At 74.3% G+C, this 17,420-nt stretch carries 15 protein-coding genes; 7 read left to right on the forward strand and 8 right to left on the reverse strand.

Features of this window, described 5'->3' with window-relative positions; translation table 11 throughout:
* Positions 1-70 precede the first annotated feature (70 nt).
* On the reverse strand, positions 71-1,753 hold the full coding sequence (locus tag ACLQ20_RS14700) for a CocE/NonD family hydrolase (RefSeq protein ID WP_425856001.1): 1,683 nt from the start codon (positions 1,751-1,753) through the stop codon (positions 71-73).
* 4 nt (positions 1,754-1,757) lie between these two features.
* Entirely contained in the window at positions 1,758-2,273 is a 516-nt protein-coding gene (locus ACLQ20_RS14705) for a MarR family winged helix-turn-helix transcriptional regulator (protein ID WP_151455655.1), read from the reverse strand.
* A 170-nt stretch (positions 2,274-2,443) separates the two neighbouring features.
* Here ACLQ20_RS14705 and ACLQ20_RS14710 point away from each other — a divergent pair, with 170 nt between their 5' ends.
* Entirely contained in the window at positions 2,444-4,579 is a 2,136-nt protein-coding gene (locus tag ACLQ20_RS14710) for an MMPL family transporter (RefSeq protein ID WP_151455654.1), read from the forward strand.
* Positions 4,580-4,707: 128 nt separating this feature from the next.
* On the opposite strand, the gene ACLQ20_RS14715 is transcribed toward ACLQ20_RS14710, so the two are convergent.
* Positions 4,708-6,105, reverse strand: coding sequence for a DedA family protein (locus ACLQ20_RS14715; protein WP_151455653.1), 1,398 nt, complete (start codon positions 6,103-6,105; stop codon positions 4,708-4,710).
* Between the two features lie 137 nt (positions 6,106-6,242).
* Here ACLQ20_RS14715 and typA point away from each other — a divergent pair, with 137 nt between their 5' ends.
* Complete coding sequence (gene typA / locus ACLQ20_RS14720) at positions 6,243-8,111, forward strand: translational GTPase TypA (RefSeq protein ID WP_151455652.1); 1,869 nt, start codon at positions 6,243-6,245, stop codon at positions 8,109-8,111.
* 246 nt (positions 8,112-8,357) lie between these two features.
* On the opposite strand, the gene ACLQ20_RS14725 is transcribed toward typA, so the two are convergent.
* On the reverse strand, positions 8,358-9,023 hold the full coding sequence (locus ACLQ20_RS14725) for a class I SAM-dependent methyltransferase (protein WP_425856005.1): 666 nt from the start codon (positions 9,021-9,023) through the stop codon (positions 8,358-8,360).
* A 65-nt stretch (positions 9,024-9,088) separates the two neighbouring features.
* On the opposite strand from ACLQ20_RS14725, the gene ACLQ20_RS14730 reads away from it, so the two are divergent.
* Positions 9,089-9,949, forward strand: coding sequence for a serine hydrolase (locus ACLQ20_RS14730; RefSeq protein ID WP_425856007.1), 861 nt, complete (start codon positions 9,089-9,091; stop codon positions 9,947-9,949).
* A 4-nt stretch (positions 9,950-9,953) separates the two neighbouring features.
* On the opposite strand, the gene ACLQ20_RS14735 is transcribed toward ACLQ20_RS14730, so the two are convergent.
* Entirely contained in the window at positions 9,954-10,751 is a 798-nt protein-coding gene (locus ACLQ20_RS14735) for a tyrosine-protein phosphatase (RefSeq protein WP_425856009.1), read from the reverse strand.
* A 125-nt stretch (positions 10,752-10,876) separates the two neighbouring features.
* Between ACLQ20_RS14735 and ACLQ20_RS14740 the strand changes: the two genes are divergently transcribed.
* Both ACLQ20_RS14740 and ACLQ20_RS14745 read left to right on the forward strand, forming a co-directional pair.
* Entirely contained in the window at positions 10,877-11,974 is a 1,098-nt protein-coding gene (locus tag ACLQ20_RS14740) for a mandelate racemase/muconate lactonizing enzyme family protein (protein ID WP_425856010.1), read from the forward strand.
* Between the two features lie 58 nt (positions 11,975-12,032).
* A complete protein-coding gene (locus ACLQ20_RS14745; RefSeq protein ID WP_151455647.1) occupies positions 12,033-12,950 on the forward strand; it encodes an NlpC/P60 family protein in 918 nt (305 codons plus the stop codon).
* 62 nt (positions 12,951-13,012) lie between these two features.
* Here the strand turns inward: ACLQ20_RS14745 and ACLQ20_RS14750 are convergent, their stop codons facing one another.
* The 3 genes from ACLQ20_RS14750 to pnuC form a co-directional block, all read right to left on the reverse strand.
* Positions 13,013-14,014 carry a TerC family protein gene (locus tag ACLQ20_RS14750; protein ID WP_151455646.1) on the reverse strand — a complete coding sequence of 334 codons (1,002 nt, stop codon included), beginning with the start codon at positions 14,012-14,014 and terminating at the stop codon, positions 13,013-13,015.
* Positions 14,015-14,357: 343 nt separating this feature from the next.
* The gene (locus tag ACLQ20_RS14755; RefSeq protein WP_425856013.1) at positions 14,358-15,482 is read right to left on the reverse strand and encodes an AAA family ATPase; all 1,125 of its coding nucleotides are present in this window, start codon (positions 15,480-15,482) and stop codon (positions 14,358-14,360) included.
* Positions 15,479-16,132, reverse strand: coding sequence for a nicotinamide riboside transporter PnuC (gene pnuC / locus ACLQ20_RS14760; RefSeq protein ID WP_327029070.1), 654 nt, complete (start codon positions 16,130-16,132; stop codon positions 15,479-15,481). The genes ACLQ20_RS14755 and pnuC overlap by 4 nt, the downstream gene beginning before the upstream one ends.
* A gap of 99 nt (positions 16,133-16,231) precedes the next feature.
* Between pnuC and ACLQ20_RS14765 the strand changes: the two genes are divergently transcribed.
* Positions 16,232-16,525, forward strand: a complete 294-nt coding sequence (locus ACLQ20_RS14765; protein WP_151457366.1) for an antibiotic biosynthesis monooxygenase family protein — start codon at positions 16,232-16,234, stop codon at positions 16,523-16,525.
* 135 nt (positions 16,526-16,660) lie between these two features.
* Positions 16,661-17,419: an SDR family oxidoreductase gene (locus ACLQ20_RS14770; protein WP_327029071.1), complete on the forward strand. Its 759-nt coding sequence runs from the start codon at positions 16,661-16,663 to the stop codon at positions 17,417-17,419.
* Position 17,420: the final 1 nt, after the last annotated feature.

Genomic DNA, 17,420 nt, shown 5'->3' on the forward strand with positions numbered 1-17,420 from the left:
GCCCGACCGGCTGGTGCACGGCGTCGGGCAGTGGCCCAACCATAGCCCTGTCGATTGACGAATGCCCAGCTCAGGGCAGGTTCTTTCCGCCGGCGGAAACCTGCGACCTCGACGGCATGATCGGTAGGACCACAGCGGACGGACACTGTGGATCATGCAGGATCTCCCGCCATCCGGCACGCAGGGTGACTGCCGTGCCGAGGGGCTCGCCGGTGCCGGGGTTGCGCGCGTAGCGGGGATGGGCGCCGCCGGAGACCTGCACCCGCAGCCGGTGTCCCGGCGCGAACCGGTGCGCCGTGGGCCAGAGCTCCACCGGCACCCGCACCACGCCGGCCCCGTCGGCGGGGAACCGACCGGGCGCGACCCGGACCAGGCCGTCGCAGACGTTCCAGGACCGGCCGCGCCGGTCCACGTCGCACAACCGCACGAAGACGTCCAGGTGGGACAGCTCGCTGCGCAGGTGGATCTCGGCGCGTACCGGACCGATCACCTCGACGGGCGCGTCGAGCGGGGCGCTGGTGAAGGTGAGCACGTCGGGCCGGGCCTCGACCGGGCGGTTGTCCACCGGCCCGGCCCGCTGGGCGACCAGCAGCGGCCCGCCGAGCGAGGGCGTCGCGTCGGCCGGGTCGTAGTGGAAGCCGTCCGGCGCCGACGGGACCGGCGCGGCCGTGCTCAGCCCGCCATCCGGGTGCAGGTGCCACGGGGTCGGCACCGCCGGCGGCGGCCAGTCGGGCAGGTCCCGCCAGCCGCCACCGGCACCGCCGACGTGCACCCGCACGGGGGCCGCCGCGCCGGCGCCGGTCGGCCGCCCGGCGAGGTGGGCGTCGAGGTGGTCCAGCCCGTCGCGCAGCGCGGCGAGGAAGAGCCCGGGGCTGCCGTGGGTCCACGGTCCGACGGTCAGCCGGGGCCGGGCGCCGGCCGCGCGCAGCGCCGCGAAGTCGCGCAGCTGGGCCGGCAGGAAGATGTCGTGCCAGCCGCTCACCATCGCCACCGGCGCGTGGACCTCGGCGATCCGGTCGCCGAAGACGCGCGTACGCCAGTAGCCGGCGTCCGGGGTGTGGTGGCGCAGCCACTCCTGGAAGAACGGCACGGTGACGCCGGTGGCCACCCGGTCCGCCTCGGCCAGCGGCAGGTGGGCCAGCGCCGCGACCAGCCGGGGCTGGCCCCGCTTGAGTTCCCACTGCCGGGCCAGCCACGGCACGGTCTGCGCCTGGAGCAGCTCGGCCCAGGTGAGCACGGTGTCGAGGGCGAAGGACTCCCCGGCGTACGTCGAGTCGCGGGTGCCGGAGGCGGTCACCACCGCGACCATCGCGCGCAGCTCCTCCCCGGCGTCAGCGGCCAGGGCCCACTGCACGAAGCCCTGGTAGCTGGCGCCGAACATGCCGAACGCGCCGGTCCACCAGGGCTGGCGGCGCAGCCAGTCGAGGGTGTCGAGGCCGTCCTCGCGCTCGTGCACCAGCGGGGCGAAGGTGCCGCCGGAGCCGAACGTGCCGCGGCAGGACTGGATCACCACGTGGAAGCCGCGTTCGGCGGCGAGCCGGCCGAGCAGCCGCATGGGTCCGCCCCGACCGTACGGGGTGCGGATCAGCACGGTCGGCGCGCCGGGCAGGGCCGGGGCGTAGTGGTCGGTGCGCAGCGGCACGCCGTCGCGTACCCGCACCGCGATGCCCCGGGTGAGGGTGACCCGACGGGTGCGCGCGGGCGGCAACCGCAGCGCGGCGGTGGCGAGGCGGGCTGCCAGCCGGTCGAGCACGACGTCAGCCGTTCGCGCGCCGGGCCGGCTCGTCGCGGGCGGCGCGCACCGCGTCCCGGTGCTCCCCCATCGAGGCGGTCATCGCGGTCATGAACCGGTGCACCACGTCCAGCTCGTCGTCGCTGAAGCCGGCCATCACGTCGTCGGTGCGCCGGCCCAGGGGCCGGAAGAACTCCATGGCCAGCGCGGCGCCCCGCTCGGCGTAGTGCAGGAAGACCTTGCGCCGGTCGGTGGTGTCGCGGTCGCGGCGGATGTGCCCGGCGCGTTCCAGCCGGTCGATCAGGGCGGTGACCGAGCCGGACGACAGGTTGAGCGCCTCGCCCAGGCGGCCGGGGGTGATCGGCCGGCCGACCAGCTCGGCGTCCATCACCGCGATCAGCGCCTGGAGGTCCGTGGCGTTGAGCCCGTGCAGGCCGGCGAAGGCGTGCCCGATGTGTTGCGCGTCGACCGAGTAGCGCCGTAGTTCGGCCGAGATCTCGGCGACCAGTCGCTCGCGGCGCGAGTCGCGCCGCCGGTACATGCCGTGACCTGCCACGTCGGTCGCCGCCTCCCGCCCATCCGTTCCGGTTGCAGCATAACTCAGCAGTCGATAATCTCGTTTATCAAGATACTCGACGCCCGACCCTTTGCGTCGTTCGCGAGGTCTTGACCGTCGAAGGAAATCCGTCGAGAGACCGTGAGGGCATCCGAATGTCAGTGTTCACCCGCGTGGCGCGCGGGCGGCTCGCCGCGTGGCTCACCGTGGCCGCCGCGATCGTGTTCGGGGCGGCCGTCTTCGTGCTGCCCAAGCCCGACAACCCGGCGGCCGTCTCCGCCACCGGCCTGTCGGTGGAGTGGCAGTCGACCCAGGTGGAGCGCCTCCAGGACCAACTGCCCTCCCGCGACGTCCAGCCGGCGATCGTCGTGGTCAGCCGCGCCGACCGGGCCGCCCTCACCGAGGCCGACCGCGCGGCCCTGACGGGCCAGTCGGGTGACCTCAACCAGTTCGCCGTCGGCGGTCGCGTCAGCCCGCCGCAGGTCTCCCCCGACGGCACCGTCGCGCTCGTCGCCGTGCCGCTGTCCACCGCCGGCGGGCAGGAGGCGGTCGCGGAGCGGATCGACCAACTCCGCGCGTCCCTGGACGACGCGCCGGCGGGGTTGACCGTGGAGGTCACCGGCGGACCCGCGTTCGCCACCGACCTGACGAAGGTCTTCGCCGGCGCCGACACCACGCTGCTGGCCGTCACCGCCGGCGTCGTGGCGCTGCTGCTGCTCATCACCTACCGCAGCCCGTTCCTGTGGATCGTGCCGCTCGTCGTCGTCGCGGCGACGGAACAGCTCACGCTGCGTGCCCTCGACACGGTCGTCCCGGCCGTCGGCATCAACCTGCCCGGCGGCGCCGTCACCGGCATCGCCAGCGTCCTCGTCTTCGGCGCCGCCACCAACTACGCGCTGCTGCTCATCGCCCGCTACCGCGAGGAGCTACGCCGCGAGGAGGACCGCTTCGTGGCGATGCGCGCCGCGCAGCGGCGGGTCGCCGAGCCCATCCTCGCCAGCGGCTCCACCGTCGTCCTCGGCGTGCTCACCCTGCTGCTGTCGGAGCAGGAGCTCAACCGCGCCCTCGCCGTGGCCTGCGCGACGGGCGTCGTCCTCGCCATGCTCTCGGCGCTGTTCGTCCTCCCGGCGGTCCTGGTGATCTTCGGGCGCGGCCTGTTCTGGCCGTTCGTGCCCCGGGTCGGCGGGGAGATCCGCGAGGGCCGGCTGTGGGGCCGGCTCGGCGCCGCCGTCGAGCGTCGTCCCGTGCCGGTCGCGCTGCTCGCGACGCTGCTGCTCGCCGGGCTCGCCCTCGGCGGGCTGGGCATCCGCACCGGCCTGTCGGAGACCGAGCAGTTCCGGGTCAAGCCGGAGGCGGTCGCCGGCGCGGAGACCCTCGCGCGGTCCTTCCCCGCCGGCACGACCCAGCCGGTCGCCGTGCTCACCACCCCTTCGGCGGTGCGGGCCGTCACGGACACCGCCGCCGGGGTCCCCGGCGTCGCCTCCGCGCGTCCCGGTGAGGCCGGCGCCCAGGTCGCCCAGGTCGACGTCGTGCTCGAGGCCGAGCCCGGCACCGCGGCGGCGAGCCGGGCCGTCGAGGCCCTGCGGGACGCGGTCGCGGCGGTTCCCGGCTCCGCCCCGCCCCCGGTCGAGGGCGCGCCCGCGTTCGACGGCGCGGTGGTCGGCGGCAACGTCGCGGCCACCTACGACGAGAACGAGGCCAACGGCAAGGACCTGCGGCTGATCCTGCCGATCATCCTGCTGCTCGTCGGCGCGGTGCTGGTGCTGCTCCTGCGCGGCCTGGTCGCCCCGCTGCTGCTGGTGCTCACCGTGATCGCGTCGTTCTTCGCCAGCATCGGCGCGTCGTGGCTGCTCTTCGACCACGTGCTCGACATGCCGGCGCTCGACAGCGGCGTCCTGCTGCTGGCCTTCGTGTTCCTCGTGGCGCTCGGCGTGGACTACAACATCTTCCTCGTCACCCGGGCCCGCGAGGACGCCCGGCGCAGCGGCACCCGCGCCGGGATGCTCTCGGCCCTGCGGGTCACCGGCGGCGTCATCACCAGCGCCGGTGTCCTGCTCGCCGCGGTCTTCGCGGTCCTCGGCGTCCTGCCGCTGATCCTGCTGACCCAGATCGGGATCATCGTCTGCATCGGCGTCCTGCTGGACACCCTGCTCGTGCGGACGGTCCTGGTGCCGGCGCTGGCGTTCACGCTCGGCGACCGCTTCTGGTGGCCGGGACGGGTCGCGCGCAAGCCCGCCGGGGACGGCGACGACGCGCCGACGGGACGCGAGCAGGTGACCACCCGGGACTGACCGGCCCGCGCGAAGGGGCCGTGGCGATGCCGCCACGGCCCCTTCGCGCGCCCCGGGCACGCCGTCCGCTGCGCTGTGAAGGCTGGTGGAGGCGGCCTCGTGCGCGGCTCGGCGATGGCGGAGGCGGCTCACGCGTCGGCGCGGGCCGCCACCGGTTCGGGCTCGGCCACGTCGCCGCCCGCCGCCCTGTCGCGGGTGGCCCAGGCGACCACGAACAACGCCGTCCAGGCCACCCCGAGCAGCACCGCCGTGGCGCTGCCGCTGGCGGTGCTCAGCCCCAGGTAGAGGCGGGCGCCGACGATGCCGACCACGCCGGCCGCCGCGGCCGTCCAGGCGGCCACCGCCACCGGCCAGCGCGCCCCCCGGGACAGCAGCCAGGCCAGGGTGCAGAGGCTGGCCGCCACCACGGCGTTCTGCGTCGGGAACAGGGCGGCGTCCCGGCCGTCCGGCCCGCCCGCCGTCGGCCCGGCCAGGTCGACCACCACGGCCAGCACCACCAGCGGCACGAACGCCCCGACCGTGCCGACCACGCTGAGCAGGTCCGCCCGCCAGGGCCGGTGCCGCCAGGCCAGCACCGCCGCGACGACGGCCACCAGCACGATCAGCGACGATCCGCGCAGCGCCGAGACCACCGCGAGCGTGACGTCGACCGCCCCGGGCGTACGCCGGTCGGCGAACCAGTCGGCGATCGCGCTGTCGAGCACCGCGAGGCCGCTGTGCCGGACCACCGCCCCGAGCACCCAGGCGATGGCGAGCCCGGCCAGGAAGAGCAGCAGCAGGCCCACGACCAGGTTGATCAGCAGCGTCCAGGCCGGCCCGACGTGCATGGCGAGCAGGAAGAACAGCACCCCGTACCGGCCGCTGAGCCAGCGCACCGGCCGCAGCCCCGCCGCCCGGGACGCCAGCGCCCGGGCCGGATCCGGGTTGCGGCCCAGCCACCGCCCCGCCAGCACCACCGCGACCAGCGCGGCCACCAGCACCAGCACCGCGCCGGTGGCCCGCCCGAGCAGCCGGGAGACCGTCTCGTACGACTCGCCGGCCAGGTTGCCGACGAGCACCGAGCCGCCCACCCAGGTCACCACCCCGGCCAGGTTCCACGGCGCGAACCGCCGGTACGGCATCCCGGCCGCCCCGGCCAGCCGGGGCACCAGGGTGCGGGCGAAGGCCACCCAGCGGGCGGTGAGCACCCCGCGCCCGCCCAGCCGGCCGAGCATCGCGTCCGCCCGGCTCCACCGCTCGTGACCCACCCGCGCGCCCAGCCGCCCGGCGCGCAGCCGGGGCCCGTGCCGCCGGCCCGCCCGGTACGCCAGTGTGTCGCCGATCACTGCTGCAAGGATCATCACCAACAGCGCCGGTACGAGCCTCAGCGTCCCCGCGTACGCTAGGAAGCCGACCAGCAACAGGGTCGCCTCGCCCGGCACCAGCAGACCGAAGATCACGGCGGTCTCCCCCGCGACGACAATCGCGGCGATCACATAGATCAGCAGGGGCGGCAGGCCCTGCAGCGAGGTCAGCAGGTCGTGCATCGGGCCCCCATTCCCACGGGGGTCAGCATGCCAGGCGCTGAAACGGTCGGAACATCAGTTTCGGCAGAGATCCGGGTCATCCGGGGGTAACACCCCCCGACGCGTGCCCGGCAACCGCAGACAGGAGTATGGAGGGTATGCAGCTTCGCACCGACCTCCGCAACGTCGCCATCATCGCCCACGTCGACCACGGCAAGACGACCCTGGTCGACGCCATGTTGCGGCAGGCCGGCGCCTACGGCGCCCGCGGCGAGGTAACCGAACGGGTCATGGACTCGATGGACCTCGAACGGGAAAAGGGCATCACCATCCTGGCCAAGAACACCGGCGTGCGGTACATGCCGGCCGACGGCTCCGACCCGGTGACCATCAACATCATCGACACCCCCGGCCACGCCGACTTCGGCGGCGAGGTCGAACGCGGCCTGACCATGGTCGACGGCGTGGTGCTGCTGGTGGACGCCAGTGAGGGCCCCCTGCCGCAGACCCGGTTCGTGCTCCGCAAGGCGCTCAAGGCGCGCATGCCGATCATCCTGGTGATCAACAAGGTGGACCGCCCCGACGCCCGGATCAAGGAGGTCGTGGACGACACCTACGAACTCTTCCTCGACCTGGACGCCGACGAGGAGCAGATCGACTTCCCGATCGTCTACGCCTGCGCCCGCGACGGCATCGCCTCGCTGACCCAGCCCGCCGACGGCGCGGTCCCCGACGACAGCACCAGCCTGGAGCCCCTGTTCCGCACCCTGCTGGACACCATCCCGCCGCCCTCGTACGAGGAGGAGGCGCCGCTCCAGGCGCACGTCACCAACCTCGACGCCTCCCCGTTCCTCGGCCGGCTGGCGCTGTGCCGGGTGCGGCAGGGCACCATCAGCAAGGGCCAGACGGTCGCCTGGTGCCGCACCGACGGCAGCACCCAGCGGGTCCGCATCTCCGAGCTGCTGATGACCGAGGGCCTGGAGCGCAAGCCGGCCGACTCGGCGGGCCCCGGCGACATCATCGCCGTCGCCGGCATCCCCGAGATCATGATCGGTGAGACCCTGGCCGACGCGGAGGACCCGCGCCCGCTGCCGCTGATCACCGTCGACGAGCCGGCCATCTCGATGACCATCGGCACCAACACCTCGCCGCTGGTCGGCCGGGTCAAGGGTGCCAAGGTCACCGCCCGGATGGTCAAGGACCGGCTCGACAAGGAGCTGGTCGGCAACGTGTCGCTGCGGGTGCTGCCCACCGAGCGCCCCGACGCGTGGGAGGTGCAGGGCCGCGGCGAGCTGGCGCTGGCCATCCTGGTCGAGCAGATGCGCCGCGAGTCGTTCGAGCTGACCGTCGGCAAGCCTCAGGTCGTCACCCGGGAGATCGACGGCAAGGTCTGCGAGCCGGTCGAGCGGCTCACCATCGACGCCCCGGAGGAGTACCTCGGCGCGATCACCCAGCTGCTGGCGACCCGCAAGGGCCGGATGGAGCAGCTGGTCAACCACGGCACGGGCTGGATCCGGATGGAGTGGCTGGTCCCGGCCCGGGGTTTGATCGGCTTCCGCACCGAGTTCCTCACCGACACCCGGGGCACCGGCATCCTGCACCACGTCTTCGAGTCGTACGAGCCGTGGTTCGGCGAGCTGCGCACCCGCAACAACGGCTCGCTGGTCGCCGACCGGTCCGGCGCCGTCACGTCGTTCGCCATGATCAACCTCCAGGAGCGCGGCCAGCTCTTCGTCGAGCCGACCACCGAGGTGTACGAGGGCATGATCGTCGGGGAGAACTCCCGCTCCGACGACATGGACGTCAACATCACCAAGGAGAAGAAGCTCACCAACATGCGCGCGTCGACCTCCGACGAGACCGAGAAGCTGATCCCGCCGCGCAAGCTGTCGCTGGAGCAGGCCCTCGAGTTCTGCCGCGAGGACGAGTGCGTCGAGGTGACCCCGGCCGCGGTCCGCATCCGCAAGGTGGTGCTCGACCAGCAGCTCCGCGGTCGGGCCGCCGCCCGCCGCAAGCACGCCGGCTGACGTACGACGGCAGTCTCCCCCGGAGCCCGGACCGCGCCACGCGGTCCGGGCTCCGCCCGTCACGGCCCCGCCACGCCGTCCGGTGGCGGCCGGCCCTGCGCGTCGACGTCCTCCCAGGGGTCTCCGCACGCGCGGCGTGGGTGCCGCGCCGTCACCTCGCCGCCCCGGACCACGTCAGGCGGGGCGGCGCGGACGTCAGGCCTGGCAGGCGGCGCGGGCCGTCAGCGGGGCAGGCGGCGCGGGCCGTCAGGCCGGGCGGGTGGCGAGGAAGGCGAACAGGTCGGGCACCCGGCCGGACCCGGCCTCGGTGGTGCGCACCAGCGTCAGGCCGGCGTCGGTGACCGCGTTGAGCAGGCCGGCCATCGGGACGTGCCAGGCGCCGACGCGCACCCGCACCCCGTGCGGCGACCAGGCCCGGAAGCTGCGCTCCCGGTCGGCGTAACCGCCGTCGATCACGATCCGCGCCGGATCGGAGCGGTCGGCGAACGCCCCGACGAAACACGGGTGCACCCCCACGTGCACGAACCGCCCGCCGGGCGCGAGCACCCGCGCCGCCTCGGCGATCACCGCCGCGTAGTCGGGCACGTCGGTGTGCGCCAGCACGCACGCCACCGCCGGCACCGAGGCGTCGGCCACCGGCAGCGCCGCCGCGTCGGCGCGGGCCACCGGCAGGCGCGGTCGGGCGTGCCGCAGCTGCCCGCCGGACAGGTCGACCCCGAACGGCTGCCAGCCCAGCCGGCGCAGCTCCGCCGCCTGCAGCCCCGTGCCGCAGCACAGGTCGAGGCAGCGGCCGGGGCCAGCGCCGAGCAGGTCGCGAAGCTGGCCGCGAACCCGGGTCATGTAGTCGCTGGACGTGTCGGTGGCGAACGCCTCGTACCAGTCGGCGTGCGCGTCGTAGGCGGCAACCGTCATCCCCGCACCGTACGACCGAACGCCCCGACCCGCTGCCCCGTCGGCGATCCGTTACGGTCAGCCGCATGACCTGGGACGAGCTCGACGCCCATCTGGACAGGGTGCCCGGCACGGTGTCGGCGTACGTGGGGCGGGTCGGCGCGGCCCCCACCTGGACCCGGCACGCCGACGCGACCCACTACGCGGCCAGCACCATGAAGGCGGCGGTGCTCGTCGCGCTGCACCGCGCCGCCGAGGCCGGCGCCCTCGGCCTGGACGCCCCGGTGCCGGTGCGCAACGAGTTCGACTCGGCGCTGCCCGGCGCGCCCCGGTTCTCCTGCGCCCGGCACTACGACAACGACGAGGCGGTCTGGGAGCGCGTCGGCGCCGAGGCGACACTGCGCTGGCTCGCCCACCGCATGATCGTCCGCTCCAGCAACCTCGCCACCAACCTGGTCATCGGCCACGTCGGACTGCCGGCGGTGGCACGGGTGTGGGATCTCGCCGGGGCCCGGCACAGCGTCACCGGCCGGGGCATCGAGGACTTCGCGGCCCGCGAGGCGGGCGTCACCAACCTCGTCACCGCCGCCGACCTCGCCGCGTTGCTCGGTGCGCTGGCGGCCGGCGCGGACACCCCGGGTCCGCTGGCCTCGCCGGCCGGCTGCGCCGCCATGCTGGACGTGCTGTTCGCTCAGGAGCACCGCGAGGACCTGGCCGCCGGGCTGCCCGAGGGCACCCGCATCGCGCACAAGAACGGCTGGGTGCGCGGCGTGCGGCACGGCGCCGGGGTGGTCTTCCCCGACGACGCGCCGCCGTACGCCGTCGTCGTCTGCACCACCACCGACCTCGCCGACGGCGGCCCCAGCGGCGAGGAGGACGACGACGCCTGCCGGCTGATCGCGCGGGTGTCCGCCGCCGCCTGGGCCGCCCGGCGCGACCTGACCTGAGGCCTCACTCCAGCAGGTGTGCCCGCAGCGCCGTCACCACGTCGTCGGTCACGCCGAGGCCGTCGCGCAGGTACGCCCCGAACGACCCGTGCACCCGGCGCACCTCCGCGTACGCGGCGTCCAGGTACTCCTCGCGCACCTCCAGCACCGGGCGCACCGCCTCGACGTCCAGTTCCGGCATCCGCCGCCGCATCGCCTCCAGCAGGACCTCCCGCAGGCTCTCGGTCAGCCGGTTGTTCGCCAGGTAGTCCGCCCGGATCGCCGCCTCGTCCACGCCGAGCGCGCTGAGCAGCAGCACCGTCAACCAGCCGGTGCGGTCCTTGCCCGCCGAGCAGTGGTAGACCAGCGGCAGGTTCTCCGCCTGGGCGGCCAGCCGCACCGCCGTGCCGAAGTTCGCCCGTGCCGACTCCCCGCTGACGAACCAGCGGTAGATCGCCGCCATCGCCGCCGGCGTGCCCTGCTCTGCCAGGCCCGTGTACGCGCCCAGGTCGTGCCCGAGCAGCACCGCCGAGACGTACGTGAAGACGGGGTGCTCGGCGTCGTGCACCGGCAGGTGCACCACCCGCGGCTGGCCGGTCAGCCGGTCCGGCGGGGCGACCGCCGTCTCCGAGTGGTCCCGCAGGTCGACCACACAGGCCGGGCCGAGCTTGGCCAGCACCGGCAGGTCCTCATCGGTCAGCCGACCCAGCGCCGGCGTCCGGATCAGCGCCCCCGGGCGCACCCTCCGGCCGTCGGCGCCGACCAGGCCGCCGAGGTCCCGCGCGTTCGGCGCGCCCACCAGTTCCCATTCCCGCCCGCTCATGCCGGCGCTCCGCCGCGCCGCGTGCCGCCACGAGGCGCCACCGCCCCGCGCCCGTTGATCCGCTCACTCCGCTCGCTCATGCCGGCCTCCCCTTCGCCTGCCCGTGCCCGTATAGGGTGCCGCACATGACGATCGCCGCGGTACGCACCCACCGGCTCTCTGCGCCCCTGCACACGCCGTTCGTGACCGCGCTGCGCCGCACCACCACCGTGGAGACCCTGGTGGTGGAGGTGGTCGATGCCGACGGCCGGTCCGGCTTCGGCGAGGCGCCGCAGGTGTGGCAGGTCACCGGGGCGTCGGTCGCCGGTTCCGAGGCGTGCGTCCGCGAGCTGCTCGGCCCGGCGCTCACCGGCCGCGACGCCGACGACCTGGTGGCCCGCTGCACCGAGGTGCAACGGGCGGTCGTCGGCAACGAGGCGGCCAAGGCGGCCGTCGACGTCGCGCTGCACGACCTGGCCGCGCGGCGGCTCGGCGTACCGCTGGTGCGGCTGCTCGGGGGCACCGCCCTGCGGGTGCCCACGGACGTCACGCTCGCCGCGGGCGACGCGGTGGACCTGGCGGCGGCGGCCCGGCAGCGGCGGGCGGAGGGCTTCGGCGTGCTGAAGCTGAAGGTGGGCACCGACGCGGCCGGCGACCTGGAGCGGGTCCGCGCGGTGCGTGCCGCCGTCGGCGACGGGGTCCGCATCCGGCTGGACGCCAACCAGGGCTGGACCCCGCGCGAGGCGGTCCGGGTGATCCGGGGCGTCGAGGAAGCCGGGCTGGACGTGGAACTGGTCGAGCAGCCGGTCGCCCGCTGGGACCTGGACGGGCTGGCCTGGGTCAGCGACCGGGTGGACGTGCCGATCCTCGCCGACGAGTCGGTCTTCGGCGTCCGCGACCTGGTCGAGGTGATCCGCCGCCGGGCCGCCGACATGGTCAACGTCAAGCTCGCCAAGTGCGGTGGCCTGCATCCGGCCCGGACCCTGCTCGACCTCGCCGCCGCGCACGGCCTCGGCACCGTCGTCGGTTCGATGATGGAGAGCCAGGTGGGCATCGGCGCCGCTGCGAGCCTGGTGGGCGCCTACGGCACCACCGCGGTGGCCGACCTGGACGCCGCCTGGTGGCTGGCCTGGTCGCCGGTGCGCGGCGGCCTGCGGTACGACGGCGCGTCCGTCGTGCTGCCGGACGCGCCGGGGCTGGGCATCAGCTCCGTGACTGAAGTAAAGATGCAGACTGCTGGTTGATGCTCGTCGAAAACTTTCATATGGTCGCGGGGACATTGGGCGCGAGCTGGGGGTGGACGTGGAGCTGCAACCGGGCCGGGAGGCCGTGGTCCGGGTCGCGGTCGCGACCCTCTGGAGCTGCCCCGAGGCGGTACGCCCCGTCGACGGCCCCGCCCTGGCCGCGCGTACGGACATCGCCGCCTGGATCTCCGGCATGGACACCGACCAGCAGGTCGGCGACTGCGTACTGAGCCAACTGCTGCTCGGCGAGCGGGTGCTGGTCACCGAACTGCGCCCGGACGGCTGGGCCCACGTGGTGGCGGTCGAGCAGCCGGCCCCCCGGCTGCACCCGCGCGGCTACCCCGGCTGGCTGCCCACCGAGCAGCTCGCCCCCGTGGCCGGCGACCCCGAGGCGGACCCGCTCGTGGTCGACGCCACCGTCACCGCGCTGCGTGACGCGCCGGGGGGCGCCGAGTTGCTCTCCGGGGTGATCCTGGGCACCCGGCTGATCCCGGCCGGGCCGGCGGTCGACGGCTGGCAGCCGGTGCACGCGCCGGGCCACTCCGCGCCGCTCTGGCTGCCCGCCGGCGACGCGGTGCCGGTGCCCACCACGCCCCCGTCGGCCGAGGAGGTGCTGGCCGTCGCGCAGCGCCTGGTCGACGTCGTCTACATCTGGGGCGGGGTGTCGGCGTACGGCATCGACTGCTCCGGCCTGGTCCACCTGGCCTGGCGGCGGCTCGGCGTGCTGCTGCCGCGCGACGCCAGCGACCAGGCGACGGTGACCACGCCGGTGCCGCTGGGCGCGGAACGCCCCGGCGACCTCTACTTCTTCGCCCGCCCCGGGCGGCGGATCCACCACATCGGGATCGTCACCGCCGACCCGCGTCCCGGCGACGACCGGCGGATGCTGCACGCCTGCTACCTGCAACGCCGGGTGCTGGAGGAGCGGCTGCCCGACGAGCGCACCGCCACCCTGGTCGGCGTGCACCGCGTCTGACCCGCGTACGACACGAGAGGGGCGCCCCACCGGGGCGCCCCTCTCGTCGCGTCGCGTACGCCTCAGTGGCGGGCGTCGGTCAGCACCCGCCGCCGGTCGCGGGAGGACTTGACCAGGCTGGCCACGGTGGCCACCGCGAGGGTGCCGAGGATGATCGTCAGTGAGAGCCAGATCGGGATGTGCGGGGCCCAGGAGACGTGCTCGCCGCCGTTGATGAACGGCAGCTTGTTGTCCGCGAGGGCCTCCAGCACCAGCTTGACGCCGATGAAGCCGAGCACCACGGCCAGGCCGTAGCTGAGGTAGATCAGGCGGCTGAGCAGGCCACCGAGCAGGAAGTAGAGCTGCCGCAGGCCCATCAGCGCGAAGACGTTGGCGGTGAAGACCAGATACGGCTCCTGGGTGATGCCGAAGATCGCCGGAATCGAGTCGAGCGCGAAGATCAGGTCGGTGGTGCCGATGGCGATCATGACGATCAGCATCGGGGTGAAGATCCGCTTGCCCTTCGCCGTGTGGGTGGTCAATTTGGCGCCGTCGTAGTCCCGGGAGATCGGCAACGCCTTGCGGCTCCACCGGATCAGCAGGTTCTCGGAGAACTCGTCCTCGTCTGGCTCGCCCTGCCGGGCGAGGTTGATCGCGGTGTAGATCAGGAACGCGCCGAAGATGTAGAACACGAAGGAGAACTGGGAGATCAGCGCCGCGCCGGCCGCGATGAAGCCGCCCCGCATGACCAGCGCCAGCACGATGCCGATGAGCAGCACCTTCTGCTGGTACTGCCGGGGCACCCCGAACCGCGCCATGATGATCACGAAGACGAACAGGTTGTCGACCGAGAGGCTGTACTCGGTCAGCCAGCCGGTGTAGAACTGCCCGGCCGCGCTGGCCCCGGAGGCCAGCCAGACGCCACCGCCGAAGATCAGTGCCAGGGCGACGTAGAAGCCGACCCAGAGGCTCGACTCACGCACGCTGGGCTCGTGCGGCCGCCGACCGACGATCAGCAGATCCACGAGCAGGATCCCGGTCAGGGCGACGAGCGTCCCCGCCCAGACCAGTCCGGACACGTCCAAGGTTCATTCCTCCGGCAGACACGCAACGACGGGCACACCGTACGCCCTTCGTGGACGCGGTGTGCCGGCGACGCTGACTCTGGTGACTGTCGGAGGTCTCTTCCGTCGCCGTCCCCGAGGGGGCGGCGACCGACGGGCCGGGTCGTGCGTCCAGGGATCGGCGCTCGACCGTGCTGACGACTCCGTCGCGGGGGAATACTCCCCTCCTCGCCCGCCATTCTGGCCCACCGCCGCCAGTGGCCGCATCCCGGGTCGTGAGTGTCCTTTCCCACCCCGGCGCATCGATGCCGGTGGGCGGCGGGCATCGAGGCCGGCCGCACCACCCGTAGAGCGTCCTAGGAGGCTAGTGCTCCGGATTGGGCGCGACCAGCGGATCGGCGAGCGACCAGCCCTCCGCCAGCACCGCGTCGCAGGCGGCCACCGCCCGGGCCAGTCGCCGCCGGTGCGGGCCGGACAGCTCGACCACCGGCACCCCGCAGCCGGCCAGTTCCGCCCGGAACCGCCCCGTCATCCACGTCCGCAGGTGCTCGCCGTCGCGCAGCCCGTCGTCGTCGAAGGGCACCCCGACGTGGTCGGTCAGCAGGTACAGCGCGGGACGCCGGGCCGCCGCGCGTACCCGCGCCGACGTCGACCCCAGGTACCGCTCCTCCCAGACGGCGGTGGCCCGCGCGTCCGTGTCGCAGAACAGCAGCGGGCCGCACGAGCGCGCCGCGGCGTCCTCCGCCGCCTGCTGCTCCCGGACCACCTCGGCGAAGTCGTCGCGGTCCCAGGCCACGTCGAAGACCGTGGCCGCCGGATCCCGCCCGCGCAGCCGGGCCAGCTTCCGCGCGGTCAGCTCCCGGCCGTACTCCGGGACCCAGCGGGTGCCGTAGTGCGCGGCGAGGGCGGCGGCCATCGTGGTGGTGCCGGTCGACTCCGCGCCGACGACCACCACCCGCCGGACGAACCACGCCCGCACCGGCGCGCTGAGCCGGTCCCAGTGGCCCGCCGGGTCCGCGCGCACCGCCGTCCCCGACACGGGCACGCCGCGCCGCCTCGGATCCACGCAGACCGACACCGCGTCGAACCGCCGGGCCAGTTCCTCGCCGTACGCCTCGGAGGAGAAGACGGCGTCCACCGGCGCCCCGCCCAGCGCCTCGCGGAACACCGCGCAGTGCAGGTCCCAGACCGCCGGGTCGGCGTAGTCCACCGGATGGTCGTCGTACCGGCCCACGAAGCGGACCCACGGGGTGGCCGCGTGCACCTCGCGCAGCCAGTCCAGCCGCAGCGCGAGCGGGATCGACTCCCGGCGGGACGGTGCCACCACCACGGTGACGGCCGCGCAGCGGGCGGCGGCGGCCTCGATCAGCGCGTGGTGGCCCGCGTGCGGTGGATAGAACTTGCCCACCACCATCGCGTGCCGGAACTCCGGCGCCGCCGGCCCGGCGCCCGCCCCCGTCGCGCCGTCTGCGGGGCCTATCCCGCTCACGCCGTCGCCGGGGCCGGGCCCGGGGGCACCGGGGTCGGGGCGGCGCCGCGCCGCAGGTCCGCCCGCCACTCGCGCAGCCCGAGCACGCAGAGCCCGAGGAAGATCACGTAGAGGGCCGCGGTGAGGTACAGGCCCTTGTAGGCGTAGAGCGGGATGTAGATCAGGTCGGCGGCGATCCACAGCCACCAGCTCTCCACCCGCTTGCGGGTCTGCCCGTACGTCGCCAGCAGCGACAGCGCGGTGGTCAGCGCGTCCGGCAGCGGCACGGTGGAGTCGGTGGCCCGGTCCAGCAGCGCCCACAGCCCGCCGGTCAGCACCACGCCCGCCGCCGCCAGCGCCCACCACTCCCGGCGGCCCGTCCGGCCGACCGTCAGCCGGGTGCGCCGTTCGCCGCCGTACAGCCACGCCCACCAGCCGTACAGGCCCAGGCCGACGTAGACGACCTGGAGGCCGGCGTCGGCGTAGAGGCCCGCCGTCCAGAACAGCAGCATCAGCAGCAGCACGTTGGCGATGCCGACCGGCCAGTTGGCGATCCGCTGCCGGGCCACCAGCCAGACGTTGAGCACCCCGGTGGCGAAGCCCAGCAGCTCCGCCCAGGTGGTGCCGGTGCCGGCCACGGTGAACGCCGTACCGGTCAGCCAGTCGATCATTCGCCTCCCCTTTCCGCGCGCCCACCCTAGATCCGCCCGGCCAGCGGGAACAGGCCCCCGCGGCGTCCGGCCCGCACGGCGGCGTGAAAGGCTCCGGGCATGGTGCTTGAGGTCGCGCTCATCGACGTACTGCCGGGACACGAGGACGAGTTCGCCGCCGCGTACGCCAAGGGGCATCCGGTGCTCGCCGGCGCGCCCGGCTGCCGGTCGGTGCGGATGACCCGGGGCGTCGAGTCCCCGAGCCGGTTCGTGCTGCTGGTCGAGTGGGACTCCGTCGAGGCGCACAACGACAACTTCCGCGCCACCGAGCGCTTCGCGCAGTGGCGGGCGCTCATCGGCCCGTACTTCGCCAACCCGCCGCTGGTCGAGCACTTCGTGGACGTGCCGGCCTGAGCTGTCGTACCCCTGCCCTAGGGTGCGCCGTGCACGCGTCGGCCGCCGGTCCCGACGGGCTCGGGGGCGCCGGGCCCGGTTGCCGCGCGGAGATATCGCTGGCGCCCGGTCGCCGATGCCGGTTGACTGCCCACCATGACGCAACGGGTGGCCCTCGTGACGGGCGTGAGTCGTCGGATCGGCATCGGCGCGGCGGTCGCCCGCACACTCGCCGCGGACGGCTGGCGGCTGCTGCTCACCGGCCTGCCGGAGTTCGACGACGCCCAGCCCTACGGCGGCGATCCCGAGGGCGTGCCGGCCCTGCTGGGCGAGCTGGGCGACGCCGGGCACGTCCGAGCCGACCTGCTCGACCCGGCCGCGCCCGCCGGCCTGGTCGCCGAGGCGCTACGCCGGTACGGCCGGCTCGACGCGGTGGTCGCCGTCCACGCCTACTGCACCGACACGCCGTTCGGCGCACTGGATCCGGCCGAGATCGACCGGCACCTGCTGGTCAACGTGCGGGCCACGCTGCTGCTCGCCGAAGCGTTCGCCGGGGCGTTCACCGCCGGATCGGGTGGCCGGCTGGTGCTCTTCTCCACCGGCCAACGCCTCGGCCCGATGCCGCAGACCCTCGCCTACGCGGTCAGCAAGGCGGCGGTGGAGAACGCGACCTTCCAGCTCTCGCCGCTGCTGATGCCACGGGGCATCACCGTCAACTGCGTCCACCCGGGCCCGACCGACACCGGATACGCCTCGCCGGAGGCGCACGCCGAGGTCGCCAAGCTCTTTCCGAGCGGACGCTGGGGCACGCCGCAGGACGCCGCCCGGCTGGTGCGGTTCCTCTGCTCGTCCGACGCCGACTGGATCACCGGCCAGGTGATCGACTCGGAGGGCGGCTTCCGCCGCCACCTGTGAG

This window comes from Micromonospora sp. DT46 (assembly GCF_049841735.1).
GTDB lineage: Bacteria > Actinomycetota > Actinomycetes > Mycobacteriales > Micromonosporaceae > Micromonospora > Micromonospora reichwaldensis.